Source organism: Ruegeria sp. BHSA163 (genome assembly GCF_059613365.1).
Map to the genome: position 1 here is coordinate 1 of NZ_JBXWSJ010000075.1, position 16,287 is coordinate 16,287.

Here is a 16,287-nt window from a genome sequence, read left to right on the forward strand (position 1 = left end):
ATGCGTTGCGCAATGTTCAAACCCAGACCGGAACCCGGTTGGTCCGGGTCCAGCCGCCTTCCTCGTTTCAGCACCGATTCATGTTCTGAATCAGGTATGCCCGGGCCATCATCCTCGATGGTCAGGATCGCGGTTGTGCCGTCTTGCCCGCCGCTCACGATAATTCTGCTTTTGGACCATTTCACCGCATTGTCCAAAAGGTTGCCCATGAGTTCGGTCAGATCGAACTCGTCGAAGGGCAGGTGAAGCGTTTCGGGTAGGTCGGTAATCCAATGAAGGTGTTCCGCGCCGGGTTGGCGGCCAAACGTCCTCTGCAGGCGCGCGACGATCGCACTAGCATCCGCGCGCCGCAGCACCTGCTGGCTGTCACGACTTGATGCCAGCTCTCGCTCTACAATGTGCTGAATAGCGGTGATCTCGGTCATCAGGTCGTCGGCGAGACCGTTATGCCCCGACTTCCGCATCTTGCGCTCCACACCGTGCATGATTGTCAACGGGGTTTTGAGGCCATGCGCCAAGTTGCCTGCGCGGGATCGGGCGCGTTCTAAAGCTTCGGCGTTGGCATCCAGCAACTGGTTCACCTCTTTGACCAACGGCAGAACTTCTGTGGGATAGTCCGAAGACAATCGCTGGTCCGGGTACCTCGAGATACGGCTGACTTCGGATCGTACCTTTTGTAACGGGTTCAGCCCCAAACGGACCTGAATCCAGCTTGCAGCCAATAGAAACAGACCCAAGACCGCTAGCCAAATGATCGAATTTGTCGTGAACCTTGAGACCGAGACATCCAGGTCTGCCCGGTCGATGGCAACCGCCAGAAAAATCTCACGGCGTATCTCGGACTCACCCAAGGTGATAACCCAACTGGCCACGGCGACCGTTTCTCCAGAATCCGTAGTGACATCGTCAAAGGAAATCACCCCTGGTGTTTGAGGTCGATCCAGCATCAGCGGAGCCGCCCAGAATGACGGCGACAGGATAGGTTCGCCGTCGTCGACAAGGACCTGCCAATAATAGCCTGAAACTGGTTGCTCGAACCGGGGATCCGAAATGGGTGCGACCTCGACGCTGCCCTCTTCGTCCACACTTACATTGCCGCTCAGCAGTGTGAGATATGTCTCCAACTCACCACGGGCACGGTGTTCGAAATAGAGTCGAAAAAGGATGTTGAAAACGATGGCAGTTGCCGCCAGCGCCAGAGTCGTTGTCAGCGCTGCCGCCAGTAACAGACGCAGGCTCAGCGACATCTTCATATTTCGTCCTCGGCGATTATATACCCGAACCCTCGGCGCGTTTCGATCACGCCACCGCCAATCTTACGGCGCAGGCGACCTATCAGAACTTCGATCGCATTGCTGTCGGGTTCTTGATCACGATAGTAGATGTTTTCGATTAATTCCTCTTGGGTCACCACCTGACCGCGATGGTGCATCAGGTAACTCAGCAGCCGATATTCCAAGGGCGTGACCTTCAAGGGTCTTCCATCAACTGTAACTCGCATCTGGCGCAGGTCGAGCCTGAGCGACCCGGCCTCGAGTGTGGTGACTTTCTGCCCGCTGGACCGACGTAATAGTGCTCTAAGACGAGCGACAAGTTCTTCCATTTGAAATGGCTTGCCCAGATAATCGTCCGCACCCGCGTCGATACCTTCGACACGTTCATTCCAGTTTGCCCGCGCCGTCAGAAGGATAACGGGTAGCTCCAGCCCCTCATTGCGCCAATTCCGCAGGACCGACAACCCGTCGCGCTTGGGCAGGCCGATATCCAGAATCGCGGCAGCGTAGTTCTCGGTGCTGCCCAGGAACCAGCCTTCTTCGCCATCGCAGGCGATCTCTGGGATCAACCCTTCGCCCTCCAGAACGTCCGCGATCAACTCGGCGATCTTATGTTCATCCTCTACGATCAGAATACGCATTCAACATGCCTGCATGTTTGTGATGCGACCCGAGCCCGCATCGACAGTGACTGAGACCACTGCCCCCTTCGAGTCAACGATCAGCACTTGAAAAATAGGTCTGCCACGCGTTTCAGGAAACCCGACCTGCAATAATTTTCCCGGGCGTCGGGCTTGAACTTTACCAAGAACTTCCTGCAGAGGTCTTGCATCACCACGTGCAATGGCGCGTTGCGCGCGCTTGTAGTCCTGGCGTGAGATCTGGGCGCTACCCGACATGGACGAAGAACGACAGGTACCGGGCCCGCGTGGTCCGCTCTTTCTGCCCGAAGTGTCGTCGTCGCGCGTTGAGCCCGACTGTGACGGGCCACTGGGGGCGCTGGAACCAGACGCGCTCGAGGCACCACTGCCACCCGACGCGCCACTGGTCCCGGATGCACCGCTAGACCCCGATGCACCACTGGACCCGGATGCACCACTGGACCCGGATGCACCACTGGATCCCGACGAGCCGCTAGACCCTGAACCACCGCTGGACCCTGAGGAGCCGCTGGTCCCTGAACTCGCCGACACTCTGGCCTCGCTCATCCCAATCAATGCAGGGGCCATGTAGGCTGTAGTGGCGCCAATGCCAAGGCGGAACAGCGCCGCCCGACGGGATATGTGGTTCGCTCTGCTCATTGAGCAACCACATCCTCCTCCAAAGGAATAATCAACTGTGCCTTCGCAAGTTCACGCATCAGACGGTCACAGTCGGTGAGAATCTGATCCCTCGCAACATCCGGAAAGGCCGCTGCCAGAATTTCAATAATCTCATCCAGTTCAGTTGGTTCTTCCAATAAGCCCCAGATCGCAGAAGACATGGGGTTCAAGCGAAATATACCGATCCCGTCCTGATCAGCTAGAAAGCGGTCCTCACCGGCTTTTGTTTGCGTCACGCCGGGGGTCTGCACATAGTTTTTGTCCCGCAAGAAATCCGCGGCGCCTCGTTCCAACAGGTCGAGTGGAGCTTGCCTTGCGTTCTGCATTGTGTCGGCAATCCGTGCGACTGGAAGGGCGGAAAGCTTGGGGTGTGACGAGAGATGTTCTGCAGCCTCCTCGGCAGAGTTGTAACTAAGGCGATAGATTGGCAAATGCCGAGAAATCAAATCGATCGAGCGAAGGATGGCGCCAGAATGGCGCGTTCGGGCGAAATTTTGAGTGATTAGACCGGCGAGCGCTTCTTCGTGTGAAATGGCGGCCAGTTCAGGGCGGGTCGGCACGTCGCGACGGTCCAGCACAACTATCGCTCCAAGTGGCAGTTGTGCGCCCCAGGGTGCGATCGGAAGGTCAGCAAGGTATTTGTACTGGCGGTTCGAAGGACCCTTGTTGTTGGCAACCCATTCGTCAAAAGCGTTACTAAACCCTTCCGGCACGGGCAGGCGCAGGCGCGGAAGAATTCCGTTCGCGATGCCAACGCACTCTCGGGTTACATCATCCACCTGGATTGGCAGAAAATCATCGGTGTAGATCGGCAATCCCAGGCGAGCCAGAGCAATCGCAAGTGTACTTTTACCTGCCCGACGTGCATTGGGAAACACAACGAGACGCCCACCGAAATCAACTGCGGCGGTATGCAGGCATAACAGTCGGGGGTCAGAGCGCAGTCTCTCCCATGCCATCTCCGCTACGACATCGCACAATGCGTTTACCTCATTCCAAATCCGGGGGGACTCAGGCGCATCCGCGCAGACCACCTCCCAGCGTTCCCTTGGGGCGGGGCGTATCGTTACGAATGGCTCATTGTCGGATCTGGCGGGCTCCATATGGTGTGGCCAGGCCGTCAGTATTGTCGACATCGTCGCCGCAATTTTTGAAGCACCGTCAAGCGCGATCGGATGATCTAAACCCTCAAAGTGCACATGCTTTGTATCCACCACGTTTCGTTCCCAAGCTGCCGGATATCATGCTAGCGAAATTCCCCCATGCATCAATGCAATCAGGTCTGCCCGTGTATCATACAAGGGCAGACCGACGTTAATGTAAGAAAAACTTCGATCAGCTTATTAGCTGCAAACGGAAACGCCGTCGCCGCGGTCAACAACTGTTCCACCGCCGCCCTCGCATTCCTCACGGGTGATTGTTTTTGGTCTGCTGGCCCCGCTGGCGACTGAGGCAGCGCTGGCAACCGATGCTGCGCTGGCAACCGATGCAGCGCTGGCCTTTGATGCCGCACTGGCCTCCGATGCTGCGCTTCCTTTACTGGCTCCGCTTGAGCCCGAAGATCCTGAACTGCCGCTGGAGCCGCTGGAACCCGACGACCCTGAACTGCCACTGGAACCGCTCGAACCGCTTGAGCGGCCACCGGATGCCCCTCCCGATCCGCCGCCTGAACCACCCCCAGACCCACCGCTTGAGCCCGAAGATGCATGTGCCATAGAAAGCGGAGTCAGCGCTGGTACCGAGTAGGCCACCAACGCAAGCCCACCAATTTTAGTCAATGCCTTGCGCCGGGAGAGCGACTTTTCTGTTTTGTCAGACATCTATTCGTTCCTTTACATATCGTTCCCAACGTGCGGAAAGCACGCCTCAGCTCTTTGTTAACAGCTATCATCTTTCATCACGGTGAATGCACTTGTCAGCGTTTTGTCAGGCTTCGATGATTATCGCCCATCTGACTTTGTTACAGGTATTTGCTGCCTGCGCTGCTGTCTTGCCTATTACAACATGTGCAGCGAAGACCGAAATTAAACTTTCGCCCAAGTTACGGGGCGTGAGCCCGATAGACCTGATAAGACCCAGTGTTGGCAAAAACCAAGTCGAGGCTCCAGCCGGCAAATCTGAATTCGGTTTCCAAATTCTTCCAATAGTGTTCGTCCAGAATGACCAAGTATTCGACCCCGTTTACCCGCGCAATTTCATCCAAAGCGCGCCAACGTTCCGTCCCGTTTGTCGGATCGCTGTAAGTTTCGTGATATGAAATTGCATCAGGGGATTTCAGTCCAACAAGATCAACGAATTTGAATTCGGTGGGGACCGAGGGGTTCGATAAGCGCCACGGAATATAACCCGCGTCGTGAATTCCGATAACGGAGTTAGGTGGCAAGTTTTCGGCGATCCAGTTGGTCGCCAATTCCCTCTTTTGGTCTACATTTGTCCAGCCCTCAGCATAGTTCGGCCAGAATCTCGTGGCGAAGATCAACACGGAAAACACGGTCGCGATCACGAAGACCAGATCGCCACGTTTCCATTTTGCCAGAAAAGCCGCCCATCCAATGATGGCGACCGGCAGGAACGGATACAAGTATCTAAAATTGTTATGGTTCAGCGCACCCGGCAATTTAAGTGCGGCTGATAAAGCGACCGCCAGGAAAAAGACCAAAGCGACCCATCCTCCGCGTAAGAGCGGAGCAAAAACCAAACCTGCAAAAATCAGGACCAGATCGTTTTTCCAAACGGCGCTCAATGCAGTCATTAATCGGTTAAAAAATACTTCACCTTTGTCGGCGAAAAAAACTTCTTTTGCGCCTACCGTGTCCGGGAGAATGCCACCGAGCGTCAAGAAGCTTATTAACGCCAGAACGCCATAGGTCACTGCTGATGTGGCAAAAAAAATAGTTGTCGACCGAAGATCTATGGGACGGACAGCTACAATAGATACGAAAAATAAGGCTGACAAAACATAGAACTCTGGCCTTATGAACGGCATGGCCCCAACCAGAATTGCAAGTGCCAGATATTTTTGCGTGTGCCGGAAGTAGAATGCCCAAACAATCGCAGCCATGGCCATTCCGGTTTCGAGGCCATTCATTAATTGAAACCACGCGAACCCCAGAGATATACCCGCGACAGTCCCCGAGGCAGCAATGATCCTGGATGAAGACACTGAGAACAGAAAAATCCAAAGGCCTACGGCATACAGCGCGGCGCTGGTGAACCCCAGGGTCAGACTTGCAACAGGTGTATCTACAATCAGCGATAGCAGGGCCATTGACAAAAAATGAACCAAACTGGTCGCGCCGGTTGGAGCAGCGTTCCCGAATAGATCGGTGCAGTCAGTTAAAAAGGTGTCAACGTTGCCGATAGTGATGTAGGCATCATCAAGCGGAAACCAGATGTTCTGTTGCTGCTGCAAGGTCAGTACCGCAACACACAGAAAAAACACCGCGGGTACCGAAATTGCCGCAGCATTCTTTGCGATATTGTTATTCATAGCCTGCAATCCGGGTGTTCATGCCCTTCAAAAATACTTCTTTTGTACCGTAATCTATGAGCCTAGGCACCAGAGTTGTAAGATTTGACCAGCCAATCCAAAGAATGTTGGCAAACGTGTCATTGGTGCCGCTCTTTGAAGCGTGAGGAGAAATCGAACTTCCCGCTTGACGATGGGCGGCACATAAAATAATCAGCCACAACGTTGAGCGGGTATAGCTTAATGGTAAAGCCCCTGCCTTCCAAGCAGGCTATGTCGGTTCGATTCCGTCTACCCGCTCCAGCTCAGCTTTTAGCATTCTAACAACGCTTTTCTTGCGCCATATGACCCTTTTTGGGTCTCTGGGCAACGTTGTCGCCTTGACCCCGGGTGCCCCTGCCGCCAAGAAGAATCGATACGTGGGGGTCGCCACGGACACGTAATCAGGAAACAAGGGCCAGATATGGCAAGATCGCCTACCGCTAACTCGGCGCCCGGTGCACAGGAGGATCGGGCAAGCTCTAAAAAATTGGGTGTTCTTTCGTCACTTTGGCCGTTCATGCGGCCCTATCGCGCGCTTATGGCTGGTGCAACGGTCGCATTGGTGCTTACCGCCAGCATGACTCTGACGCTCCCCTTGGCAGTTCGGAGGGTTGTAGACAACTTTCGCATTGAAGACGGCGAACTGCTTGATTGGTATTTTCTGGCGGCTCTTGGAATTGCTGCGGTACTCGCTGTCGGTACGGGCGTTCGTTATGCACTTGTGACCCGCTTGGGTGAGCGTGTGGTGGCCGATATACGAAAGGCAGTGTTTGATCGTGTTATTGGCATGAGTCCCGAGTTCTATGAACGGATCATGACGGGCGAAGTTCTGAGTCGGATCACGACAGACACAACGCTGATACAGTCGGTATTGGGGTCATCTGTTTCGATTGCTTTGCGCAACCTACTTATGTTTGTGGGTGGGCTGGCGCTGATGCTGCTGACATCGGCCAAATTGACCGGACTGGTTTTATTGCTGATCCCGATCGTGATCGTGCCAATTCTTGTGCTTGGTCGCCGTTTGCGCGTTATCAGCCGCGAAAATCAAGATTGGATTGCTGCGTCTTCAGGAAACGCCGGAGAGGCGCTGGGCGCCGTTCAGACCGTTCAGGCGTTCACCCATGAAAAGGCTAGCCGCGAGCAATTTGGCGACATGACCGAGACGTCCTATTCAGTTTCGCTACGCCGCATTCAAACTCGGGCGGTATTGACTGTCATCGTTATCTTTCTGGTGTTCTCTGGGATAGTCGGCGTTCTGTGGATGGGCGCAAATGATGTCCGCAATGGCGTTATGACCGAAGGCGTTTTGATCCAGTTCGTAATTTATTCGGTGATTATGGCAGGCTCGGTCGCAGCCCTTTCGGAAATCTGGAGCGAACTGCAGCGCGCGGCAGGTGCGACCGAACGTCTGGTCGAGTTGCTGAACGCGCAGGATACAGTAAACGATTTGCCGGAAACAGCCACAATAGCGCAGCCTGTGCGCGGAGAGATTCGGTTTGAAGACGTTACCTTTCGTTATCCGGCTCGTCCGGAACAGGTTGCGTTGAACCATTTGACGCTTTCGGTTCGTCCTGGAGAGACAGTAGCGTTTGTTGGACCGTCGGGTGCGGGAAAAACAACTGTGATTCAGTTGATTCAGCGCTTTTACGATCCGGATTCCGGGCGGGTCAGTTTGGACGGAGTCGATCTGCGCGATCTCGATCGATCCGAGTTCCGCAAGCACATGGCTTTGGTGCCGCAGGACCCTGTAATCTTTGCAGCTTCGGCAAGGGAAAACATTCGCTTCGGACGGTTGGACGCGACAGATGCCCAAGTTGAGGCAGCTGCACAAGCTGCGGCCGCGCATGATTTCATTACCGCTCTGCCGGACGGTTACGACAGCTTCGTTGGAGAGCGGGGAGTGATGCTGTCCGGTGGACAAAAGCAGCGCATCGCCATTGCCCGTGCTATCCTGCGTGACGCTCCGGTTCTTTTGTTGGATGAGGCAACCTCAGCACTCGATTCAGAAAGCGAGCGTGCTGTTCAGGGTGCCGTCGATCAGATGCGTGCCGGGCGAACAACCTTGATCGTGGCCCACAGGTTGGCAACAGTAAAAAAGGCTGATCGGATAGTGGTGCTTGAAGCTGGACGTATTGCGGCACAAGGTACGCATGATGATTTGGTTGCACAGGACGGTCTATATGCCAGGCTTGCCCGCCTTCAGTTCACTGATGGCGGTGTTTCGTCGTAATGTGACGTACCGGCACGTCGGGAACCGTCGCAGCGTCATACTACAGTTAAATGGCTTCCACGGTTAAGCCCTCGCTTGCGTGGGCACTGTTTTGCTTCCATCTTGGGGCAAACAAACACCCTTGCACGTCAGGGGAGAAAATCGGGGAGGAACCAAATGGCCTTTGTAGGACTGGAAGACAAAGCGCGTATCGAACAGGAAATGGCTTGGGAAGACAGGGACGTGCCTGTAACTTTCCACCAATTGCTGACGCGCACGGCGGCTAATTTTCCGAATCACAACGCAATGAGCTTCCAGCTTTTGTCTGGCCCAACGGATAAGGCTGAGACACTGACCTGGTCCGAACTTCTGGGCAAAGTCAATCAGGCGGCAAACCTCTTTCGTTCGCTGGGTGTCGGGGAAAAAGATGTTGTCGCTTATGTTTTGCCAAATTGCAACGAGACGCTTGCCACATTGATGGGCGGCGCAGTCGCCGGGATAGTGAACCCGATCAATCCGCTGCTGGAGCCTGAACAGATCGCGGCCATATTGCGTGAAACCAACGCAAAGGTCGTTGTCACGTTGAGATCCTTCCCCAAAACGGATGTTGCACAAAAAGTCGAAGAAGCGGTTAGACACGCGCCGAGCGTTAACACCGTTTTGGAAATCGATCTAAACCGCTATTTAACGCCGCCGAAATCGTGGCTCGTGCCCTTACTTCGCCCCAAAATGGGCGACAAAGAGAAATTGGCACACGCCGATTACCTGAACTTTAACAAGGAAATTGCCAAGCAACCGACGACCCTGACCTTCGAAGACAGCAAGGAGGATCGAGTTGCCTGTTTCTTCCACACGGGTGGAACAACTGGCATGCCAAAGGTGGCACAGCACAAGTATTCTGGACTGATTTATAATGGCTGGCTTGGCAACACGCTGTTGTTTGACGAAAACGACGTAATCATGTGCCCGTTGCCGATGTTCCACGTTTTTGCGGTGCATGTGATCATCATGGCGGCCGTCTCTTCGGGGGCGCATGTAATATTCCCCACACCAGCGGGTTATCGCGGAGACGGCGTATTCGACAATTTCTGGAAACTTATCGAGCGCTGGAAGGTGTCGTTCATAATCACCGTTCCAACAGCAATTTCCGCTAAGATGCAGCGACCCGTAGACGCGGATATCTCCAGTGTGAAAACGGCCTTCTCTGGTTCAGCACCTCTGCCGGTCGAACTTTTCCGCCGCTTCGAAGAGGCGACGGGGGTCACAATCGTCGAAGGTTACGGCCTGACCGAAGCAACCTGTCTGGTCTCGTGCAACCCGGTGGACGGAGAGAAGAAGATCGGCTCGATCGGCATTCCATTTCCGTACACTGACGTGAAAATCCTACAGGATGGCGCTGATGGACCGATAGAGTGCGATACTGATCAGGTGGGTGAGATTTGCATTTCAAACCCCGGTGTTTTTCCAGGCAATACCTATACCGAGGCAGAAAAGAACACGAACCTTTATCACTTCGAAAAATACCTTCGGACGGGCGATTTGGGCCGTTTTGACCAGGATGGTTACCTCTGGATAACCGGTCGCGCCAAGGACCTGATCATTCGTGGGGGTCACAATATCGATCCCGCGGAAATCGAGGAGGCGCTGTTGGGACACGATGCTGTGGCATTCGCGGGTGCCATTGGTCAGCCGGATGCTCATTCGGGCGAAGTACCGTGCGCCTTTGTCGAATTGGTTGACGGTGCCAGTGCAACGGAAGAAGAACTGATGGAATACTGCAAGGTCCATGTGCACGAACGTGCCGCGCAACCCAAGCACATGACGATTCTGGACGAATTGCCAAAAACTGCTGTGGGTAAGGTATTTAAACCGGATTTGCGCAAACAGGCCATCACCCGCATTTACAATGAGGCTTTGGAATTGGCGGGTGTTTCTGCCCGCGTAGTGTCGGTAATCGATGATAAAAAGCGTGGCCTTGTCGCACAGCTTGACGCGAACGGCTCCTCCGAGGACGATGTTGCCAAAGTTTTGGGGTCGTTCACCCGACCATGGGAGTGTTCTGAATAAACTGGAGGGACAATGAACTATGAGCGCCTAATCGACGAAGAGACATGGGCGTTCATACGCCGCACTGCCGAAAGCTATCCCGATGATGCGGTCGAGTTGTCTATTTCGGATCAGCGCCGCCTGTATGACCGGATGTGCGCCGATTTTCGCCAACTCAGACCAAATGGCGTGAAAACACAGGATATGTCGGCCGATAGCGTTCCCGTCAGGGTCTATACGGCCGGTGCTCCAACAAGAACAGTTGTCTATTTTCATGGTGGCGGTTTTGTTGTTGGTGGGTTGGACAGTCACGACGATGTTTGCGCCGAATTTTGCGCGCAAACCGGCTATCGGATCGTTGCTGTCGATTACAGGCTTTGCCCTGAACACGCGCATCCCGCACAGTTCCGGGACAGTTGGGACGCTCTTAATTGGGTGGTTCGTAAGTTTGGCGATCCCATTGTCTTGGCTGGCGACAGCGCCGGCGGCAATCTCGCTGCGGCACTGGCGCACTATGCACGAGATCGAGTGGAAAACATTCTGGGACAAGTCCTGATCTACCCCGGATTAGGAGGTGACACGTCAAAGGGGTCGTACGTCGAGCACGCGCACGCACCGCTTCTGACCCGTGAAGACGTTCTGTTTTATGAACGGGTTCGATGTGGCGGCAATATCCCTGAAGGGGACCCCAGCTTTGCACCGCTACATGACACTAATTTTGTCGGGCTGCCGCCAACTGTCGTTGTAACAGCCGATTGCGACCCTCTGCGCGATGATGGTGCCACTTACTGCAAACGGATCACAGCGGCAGGCGGGACGGCCTGTTGGATAAATGAATCCGGTTTGATTCATGGTTATTTGCGCGCCCGAACATCAGTGAAGCGTGCAGCCGACAGTTTCGAACGAATATCGGTAGCGATCGAGGCCCTGGGACAGGGCCTTTGGCCTTATGATTGAGTACTAGCGCAGAAAAGTATCCGCCTTCATCGTATCAGCCAGTGGCGCACCGATTCGATCCAGAATTGTTGGCGCCAACTGCAACTGATCGACCACGACGTCCGGCTCAGGACCTACGGCGTCACCAAAGTAATAAAGCGCCGTCTCTTGCTGCAGCTGGCTGCGCCCCCCGTGGTGGCCGCGTTCGTCCTGACCGTGATCGGCAGTCACAATTACCTCATAACCCATCTTCCTCCAGCGAGTTATAAAAGGCGCCAGCATCTCGTCCATGACAAAGCAGGCGTGATCCATTTCTTCGCTTTCGTGAAAGAACCGATGCCCCATGCTGTCAAGCGTGCAAGTGTGTAAGAGGCCGTAGTCCAGTTCAAACCGCAGACAAAGATTGGTTAGAGAAGCGAACAGGTCCACGTCGCATGGCGTCATCTGATTGGCCTTGCCATAACCTGTCATCGAATGAAACCGACCGTGGTTTATCGTCGTGCTTTCCGGTTCGTCATATTCAACGTCGCGGACGTAATCGAATGGGTGTCGGTTAAAGAACTGGGACCAGTAGCTGTGCGCTACTGCGCCGGTGACGCCACCGGCCTCGCTCACCTGACTGAAGATGTCCTTGTGATTCAGGCGAAAGACATTGGCGTTTCCGGTGCAACCGTGCTCTTGCGGAGAAACACCTGTGTGAATGGAAGCGTAGCAACTTGCAGAAGTCGACGGTAGCACCGAGCGGTGTTTCCAAATTCTCGCTTCACCGCTATCGACCCATCCTTCAAGGTTCCCGAATAGACGGCGGAAATTGCGCCACGGGACGCCATCCAGAATGATCAGCAGCAGTTTACGTTTCATTAGCTTGTTCCCAGCGGATGGCTTTCTTGGCACGTTAACTGTTTGATATATGTTGGATCGCCTGTTCACGCCTTGAATAGTAAAATCCCGACACAAGCTTGAGCAGAGTGCCGGGATTTAAAGTTTCTTAAGACTTCCAAACGTTGGATTAGTTTCCCGCGCTTTCCATTTTGCGGTGCGCAACGACCTCTTCCAGCCAACCTAAATGCATTTCGGGAACCGAGCTGAGCAGTAAGTCGGTGTAGTCATCAAACGGTGGACTCAACACTTGGCTCTTGGAGCCATATCGAACCACGCGTCCCTGATACATGACCGCTATACTATCGCTGATCGCACGCACAGTCGCCAGATCGTGGGTAATGAACAGATAAGCCACATCCTCAATCTTCTGCAAATCCAACAGCAGCTTGAGAATACCGTCTGCCACCAATGGGTCGAGCGCCGAGGTAACCTCATCGCAAATGATCATCTTGGGCTTAGCAGCAAGTGAACGAGCAATACAGACACGCTGTTTCTGCCCGCCGGACAGCTCGGCGGGATAGCGATCCATGAACTTCTCACCCAGCTCGATCTCATCCAGTAACTCGATAATCCGTTTGCGTTTTTCCGCACCACGCATGTTGAAATAGAATTCCAGCGGACGCCCGATAATTGTTCCCACCGTCTGACGCGGGTTCATCGCGACGTCAGCCATTTGGTAGATCATCTGCAACTCTCGCAGATCCTCACGGCTGCGTCCTTTCAGATCAGAGCTGAGCTTGCGCCCGGCAAACGTTATATCGCCGTCGCGTGGCGGCAGTAGTCCCGTTACAACGCGGGCCAGCGTCGACTTACCTGATCCGGATTCTCCAACAACAGCGAGCGTTTGTCCGGGGTGCAGTTCCACATTGACGTTATGTAGCACGTCGAAATTCAGCCCTTTGTAGCGTGCAGTGATCCCGTCGACGCTCAACACTGGTTCTGGCGTAGGCTTTTTCTCCTCGTGTTCGATGGAACGAACTGAGACCAAAGCCTGGGTGTATTCTTCTTGTGGGTTATTAATTATTTGATCGGTATCGCCATACTCAACCGTATCACCCATGCGAAGAACCATGATGTCATCGCTCACCTGCGCCACAACGGCAAGGTCATGCGTGATATAGAGCGCTGCGACACCTGTATCGGCTATGGCTTCTTTGATGGCCATAAGAACGTCGATTTGAGTCGTAACGTCCAGCGCCGTAGTGGGTTCGTCGAATACTACTAAGTCGGGCTCAGGGCAGAGCGCGAGCGCTGTCATGCATCGCTGTAACTGTCCGCCCGAAACCTGGTGAGGATAGCGATCACCTATGTTGTCAGGATCAGGCAGGCCCAATTTTGCAAATAATTCACGCGCCCGCCGTTCAGCCTCCTTACGAGAAAACTTTTTATGCTCGACCGCAGCTTCTACCACCTGATCCATGATCTTTTTCGCAGGATTGAAAGATGCCGCAGCAGATTGCGAAACATAGGTAACTTCACCGCCGCGTAAATTGCGAATGTCACCAACAGAGGTTTTTAGAATATCGCGTCCGTTGACCCAAACTTCGCCCCCTGTGATCTCAACACCTCCTCGGCCATAGGCCATCGAGGCCAGACCGATGGTAGATTTACCTGCGCCTGATTCACCAATCAGGCCCAAAACCTTGCCTCGTTCGAGGTCAAAACTGACCCCATGCACGATTTCGATGTCATGTGGTTTTTCACCCGGCGGGTAGACCGTGGCACCGATTTTGAGGTCGCGGACCTTGAGAAGGGTATCACTCATCCCCGACCTCCTTTCAACGATGTGGTTCGGTTTAGAATCCAGTCAGCTACAAGGTTAACCGATATCGCCAGTGTGGCGATGGCCACGGCAGGGTAGAGGGCCGCGCCGATACCGTAGACAATGCCATCCTTGTTTTCCTTAACAATGCCGCCCCAATCTGCCAGTGGCGGTTGAACACCCAGGCCCAGGAAGGAAAGGGTCGATACAAACAGAACCATGAAGATGAATCGCAGACCGAGTTCCGCAACCAACGGAGACAAGGCATTAGGCAGGATTTCCCTAAAAATAATCCAACTTTGGCCTTCACCACGTAGTTTGGCGGCCTCAACATAGTCCATAACGGCGATATCGACAGCAACCGCACGGGCCAACCGGTAAACGCGCGTTGCGTCCAACAGACCCATCACCACGATAAGAACCGGAATAGTGACAGGTACCATTGCAAGAACAACCAATGCTGTGATCAGCGATGGTATTGACATGACAAGGTCTACGGCACGCGACATTACTTGATCGGCCCAACCACCAAGAACTGCGGCTAGAAATCCAAGTATCGAACCGGTCACGAAGCTGAGGATCGTTGCGGCCGTCGCGATGAAAATCGTAGTGCGCCCGCCATAGATCATCCGGCTAAGCAGATCGCGGCCGATATTGTCGGTCCCAAGCCAGAATTCCGAACTCGAAGGTTCCCAGACATCGCCAACAACTTCGGCCATGCCATACGGGGCAAGCAAAGGCGCGAAAATAGCGATTATGAAATACAAGGCTGTAAAAGCCAGCCCGATCATTGCAGAAATTGGGATGTTCTTCATTTCGGATGCCTCAGCCTTGGGTTGGCCAGAATGGCAACGATGTCCGCAATCATGTTCAGCCCGATATATATCGCCGCGAAAATGACCCCGCAGGCCAGTACTACTGGCACATCGCGCTTGGTCACGTGGTCCACAAGGTACTGTCCCATTCCGGGATAAACGAAAACGACCTCGACAACTACGACGCCTACAACGAGATAAGCGAGGTTCAGCATCACCACGTTTACGATGGGTGCGACGGCGTTGGGCAATGCATGACGATAGATAATCTTGAAATTGTTCAGGCCCTTTAACTCGGCCGTTTCAACGTAAGCCGACTGCATAACGTTCAGGATTGCGGCGCGGGTCATCCGCATCATATGAGCCAAAACCACCATGGTTAGCACAATGACTGGCAAAGCAATCGAATTCAGTTTTTGTCCCAGCGTCATTGATTCATTGATCATGGCAAGCGGCGAGAACATGCCGAGCTTTACCGCGATAAAGTAGACCAGCACGTAACCGATCAAAAACTCAGGAATAGATATAGTTGTAAGGGTCACTGCCGAAATCAGCTTGTCCGGCCAGCGGTTGCGGTAACGCACAGCTAGAAGACCCAGAAAAATAGCCAGAGGCACAGATACGATCGCTGCCCAAAAGGCTAGAAACAACGTGTTGCCTAATCGACTGCCGACAGACTCCGCGATGTCGAGCTTATTCGTCAGCGACTGGCCAAGATCGCCTTGCAGGATACCCCCTAACCATTCGAAATAGCGGGTTAGGGCAGGGCGATCCAGGCCCATTTCCTCGCGCAGATTTGCCAACGCTTCGGGGGTTGCAGCTTGACCAAGGACAGCCTGGGCGGCATCCCCTGGCAGGGCTTCGGTGAGGCCGAAAATCAGAGCCGATGCACCGAAGAGCAGGAGGATTCCCAGCGCAAGGCGCTGGAAAACCAATTTGATGATGGGGTGCATTATCTGTCGTCCGTATCAGACGAACCACATCTTGCGGGACATGTTGCCGTTCATCATCTCTTGTGTCGGATCAGTCTCCCAGCCGTCCAGCTGATTGCTGATACCCTCTACAAAATCGTTGAACATTGGGCAGATCAGGCCGCCTTCGTCGCGGACCATCATTCCCATCTGGCTGTAGATGCCTTTGCGCTTTTCCGGATCAAGCTCGGCTCGAGCTGCAAATAAGAGATCGTCAAACGCCTGAACCTTGAACCTTGTGTCGTTCCAGTCGGCGGTCGACAAGTAAGCAGTTGCATACATCTGATCCTGTACCGGACGGCCACCCCAATAAGAGGCGCAGAAAGGCTGCACGTTCCAGACTTCGGACCAGTATCCATCATTAGGTTCGCGCTTGATTTCCAGCGGAATACCAGCTTGCGCAGCGGACTGTTGGAACAACGCCGCAGCGTCTACGGCACCTGGGAATGCTCCATCTGCAACACGCAGAATAATTGGTGATCCGTCATGGCCGGATTTCGCGTAATGCTCTGCAGCTTTCTCAACACTGAATTCACGCTGCGGGATAGTTTCATCAAAC

General features: G+C 54.0%; 14 protein-coding genes and 1 tRNA gene. 6 read left to right on the plus strand and 9 right to left on the minus strand.

Annotation, left to right across the window (positions count from 1 at the left end):
* A partial coding sequence (locus AC2FNV_RS21545) for a sensor histidine kinase (protein ID WP_496774466.1) occupies positions 1-1,253 on the minus strand: 1,253 nt, incomplete at its 3' end.
* Positions 1,250-1,915, minus strand: a complete 666-nt coding sequence (locus AC2FNV_RS21550; protein WP_170478588.1) for a response regulator — start codon at positions 1,913-1,915, stop codon at positions 1,250-1,252. The genes AC2FNV_RS21545 and AC2FNV_RS21550, both read right to left, overlap by 4 nt.
* Positions 1,916-2,171: 256 nt before the next feature.
* Here AC2FNV_RS21550 and AC2FNV_RS21555 point away from each other — a divergent pair, with 256 nt between their 5' ends.
* Positions 2,172-2,507, plus strand: coding sequence for a hypothetical protein (locus AC2FNV_RS21555; protein WP_170607177.1), 336 nt, complete (start codon positions 2,172-2,174; stop codon positions 2,505-2,507).
* Between the two features lie 64 nt (positions 2,508-2,571).
* Here AC2FNV_RS21555 and AC2FNV_RS21560 read toward each other — a convergent pair whose 3' ends face one another.
* Positions 2,572-3,813 (minus strand): PqqD family protein, encoded by a 1,242-nt coding sequence (locus AC2FNV_RS21560; protein WP_170607175.1) that lies wholly within the window; start codon positions 3,811-3,813, stop codon positions 2,572-2,574.
* Positions 3,814-4,009: 196 nt separating this feature from the next.
* Between AC2FNV_RS21560 and AC2FNV_RS21565 the strand changes: the two genes are divergently transcribed.
* Positions 4,010-4,342: a hypothetical protein gene (locus AC2FNV_RS21565; RefSeq protein WP_170478599.1), complete on the plus strand. Its 333-nt coding sequence runs from the start codon at positions 4,010-4,012 to the stop codon at positions 4,340-4,342.
* A 295-nt stretch (positions 4,343-4,637) separates the two neighbouring features.
* Here AC2FNV_RS21565 and AC2FNV_RS21570 read toward each other — a convergent pair whose 3' ends face one another.
* Entirely contained in the window at positions 4,638-6,086 is a 1,449-nt protein-coding gene (locus tag AC2FNV_RS21570; protein WP_170607173.1) for a DUF8728 domain-containing protein, read from the minus strand.
* Positions 6,087-6,294: 208 nt separating this feature from the next.
* Here AC2FNV_RS21570 and AC2FNV_RS21575 point away from each other — a divergent pair.
* From AC2FNV_RS21575 to AC2FNV_RS21590, 4 genes are all read left to right on the plus strand, one after another.
* Positions 6,295-6,368 (plus strand) — tRNA-Gly (locus AC2FNV_RS21575).
* Positions 6,369-6,528: 160 nt separating this feature from the next.
* Positions 6,529-8,337, plus strand: a complete 1,809-nt coding sequence (locus AC2FNV_RS21580) for an ABC transporter transmembrane domain-containing protein (protein ID WP_170607171.1) — start codon at positions 6,529-6,531, stop codon at positions 8,335-8,337.
* Between the two features lie 156 nt (positions 8,338-8,493).
* Positions 8,494-10,383 (plus strand): acyl-CoA synthetase, encoded by a 1,890-nt coding sequence (locus tag AC2FNV_RS21585; RefSeq protein WP_170607169.1) that lies wholly within the window; start codon positions 8,494-8,496, stop codon positions 10,381-10,383.
* 12 nt (positions 10,384-10,395) lie between these two features.
* Positions 10,396-11,319 (plus strand): alpha/beta hydrolase fold domain-containing protein, encoded by a 924-nt coding sequence (locus tag AC2FNV_RS21590; protein WP_170607167.1) that lies wholly within the window; start codon positions 10,396-10,398, stop codon positions 11,317-11,319.
* 3 nt (positions 11,320-11,322) lie between these two features.
* Here the strand turns inward: AC2FNV_RS21590 and AC2FNV_RS21595 are convergent, their stop codons facing one another.
* The 5 genes from AC2FNV_RS21595 to AC2FNV_RS21615 form a co-directional block, all read right to left on the minus strand.
* The gene (locus AC2FNV_RS21595; protein WP_170607164.1) at positions 11,323-12,159 is read right to left on the minus strand and encodes an alkaline phosphatase family protein; all 837 of its coding nucleotides are present in this window, start codon (positions 12,157-12,159) and stop codon (positions 11,323-11,325) included.
* A 148-nt stretch (positions 12,160-12,307) separates the two neighbouring features.
* A complete protein-coding gene (locus tag AC2FNV_RS21600) occupies positions 12,308-13,945 on the minus strand; it encodes an ABC transporter ATP-binding protein (protein WP_170607162.1) in 1,638 nt (545 codons plus the stop codon).
* Positions 13,942-14,757, minus strand: coding sequence for an ABC transporter permease (locus tag AC2FNV_RS21605; RefSeq protein ID WP_170607161.1), 816 nt, complete (start codon positions 14,755-14,757; stop codon positions 13,942-13,944). Before AC2FNV_RS21605 ends, AC2FNV_RS21600 begins: the two co-directional genes overlap by 4 nt.
* A complete protein-coding gene (locus AC2FNV_RS21610; protein WP_170607159.1) occupies positions 14,754-15,710 on the minus strand; it encodes an ABC transporter permease in 957 nt (318 codons plus the stop codon). Before AC2FNV_RS21610 ends, AC2FNV_RS21605 begins: the two co-directional genes overlap by 4 nt.
* A 15-nt stretch (positions 15,711-15,725) precedes the next feature.
* Positions 15,726-16,287, minus strand: a 562-nt coding sequence (locus AC2FNV_RS21615) for a periplasmic substrate-binding domain-containing protein (RefSeq protein ID WP_496774474.1), incomplete at its 5' end; no start/stop codon positions are given.

Excerpts from the sequence above, each read along its gene's own strand:
- AC2FNV_RS21555 (WP_170607177.1), top strand. The coding sequence starts at position 2,172 with ATGGACGAAGAACGACAGGTACCGGGCCCGCGTGGTCCGCTCTTTCTG.
- AC2FNV_RS21600 (WP_170607162.1), bottom strand. The coding sequence starts at position 13,945 with ATGAGTGATACCCTTCTCAAGGTCCGCGACCTCAAAATCGGTGCCACG.
- AC2FNV_RS21605 (WP_170607161.1), bottom strand. The coding sequence starts at position 14,757 with ATGAAGAACATCCCAATTTCTGCAATGATCGGGCTGGCTTTTACAGCC.
- AC2FNV_RS21580 (WP_170607171.1), top strand. The coding sequence starts at position 6,529 with ATGGCAAGATCGCCTACCGCTAACTCGGCGCCCGGTGCACAGGAGGAT.
- AC2FNV_RS21590 (WP_170607167.1), top strand. The coding sequence starts at position 10,396 with ATGAACTATGAGCGCCTAATCGACGAAGAGACATGGGCGTTCATACGC.
- AC2FNV_RS21595 (WP_170607164.1), bottom strand. The coding sequence starts at position 12,159 with ATGAAACGTAAACTGCTGCTGATCATTCTGGATGGCGTCCCGTGGCGC.
- AC2FNV_RS21585 (WP_170607169.1), top strand. The coding sequence starts at position 8,494 with ATGGCCTTTGTAGGACTGGAAGACAAAGCGCGTATCGAACAGGAAATG.
- AC2FNV_RS21550 (WP_170478588.1), bottom strand. The coding sequence starts at position 1,915 with ATGCGTATTCTGATCGTAGAGGATGAACATAAGATCGCCGAGTTGATC.
- AC2FNV_RS21610 (WP_170607159.1), bottom strand. The coding sequence starts at position 15,710 with ATGCACCCCATCATCAAATTGGTTTTCCAGCGCCTTGCGCTGGGAATC.
- AC2FNV_RS21570 (WP_170607173.1), bottom strand. The coding sequence starts at position 6,086 with ATGAATAACAATATCGCAAAGAATGCTGCGGCAATTTCGGTACCCGCG.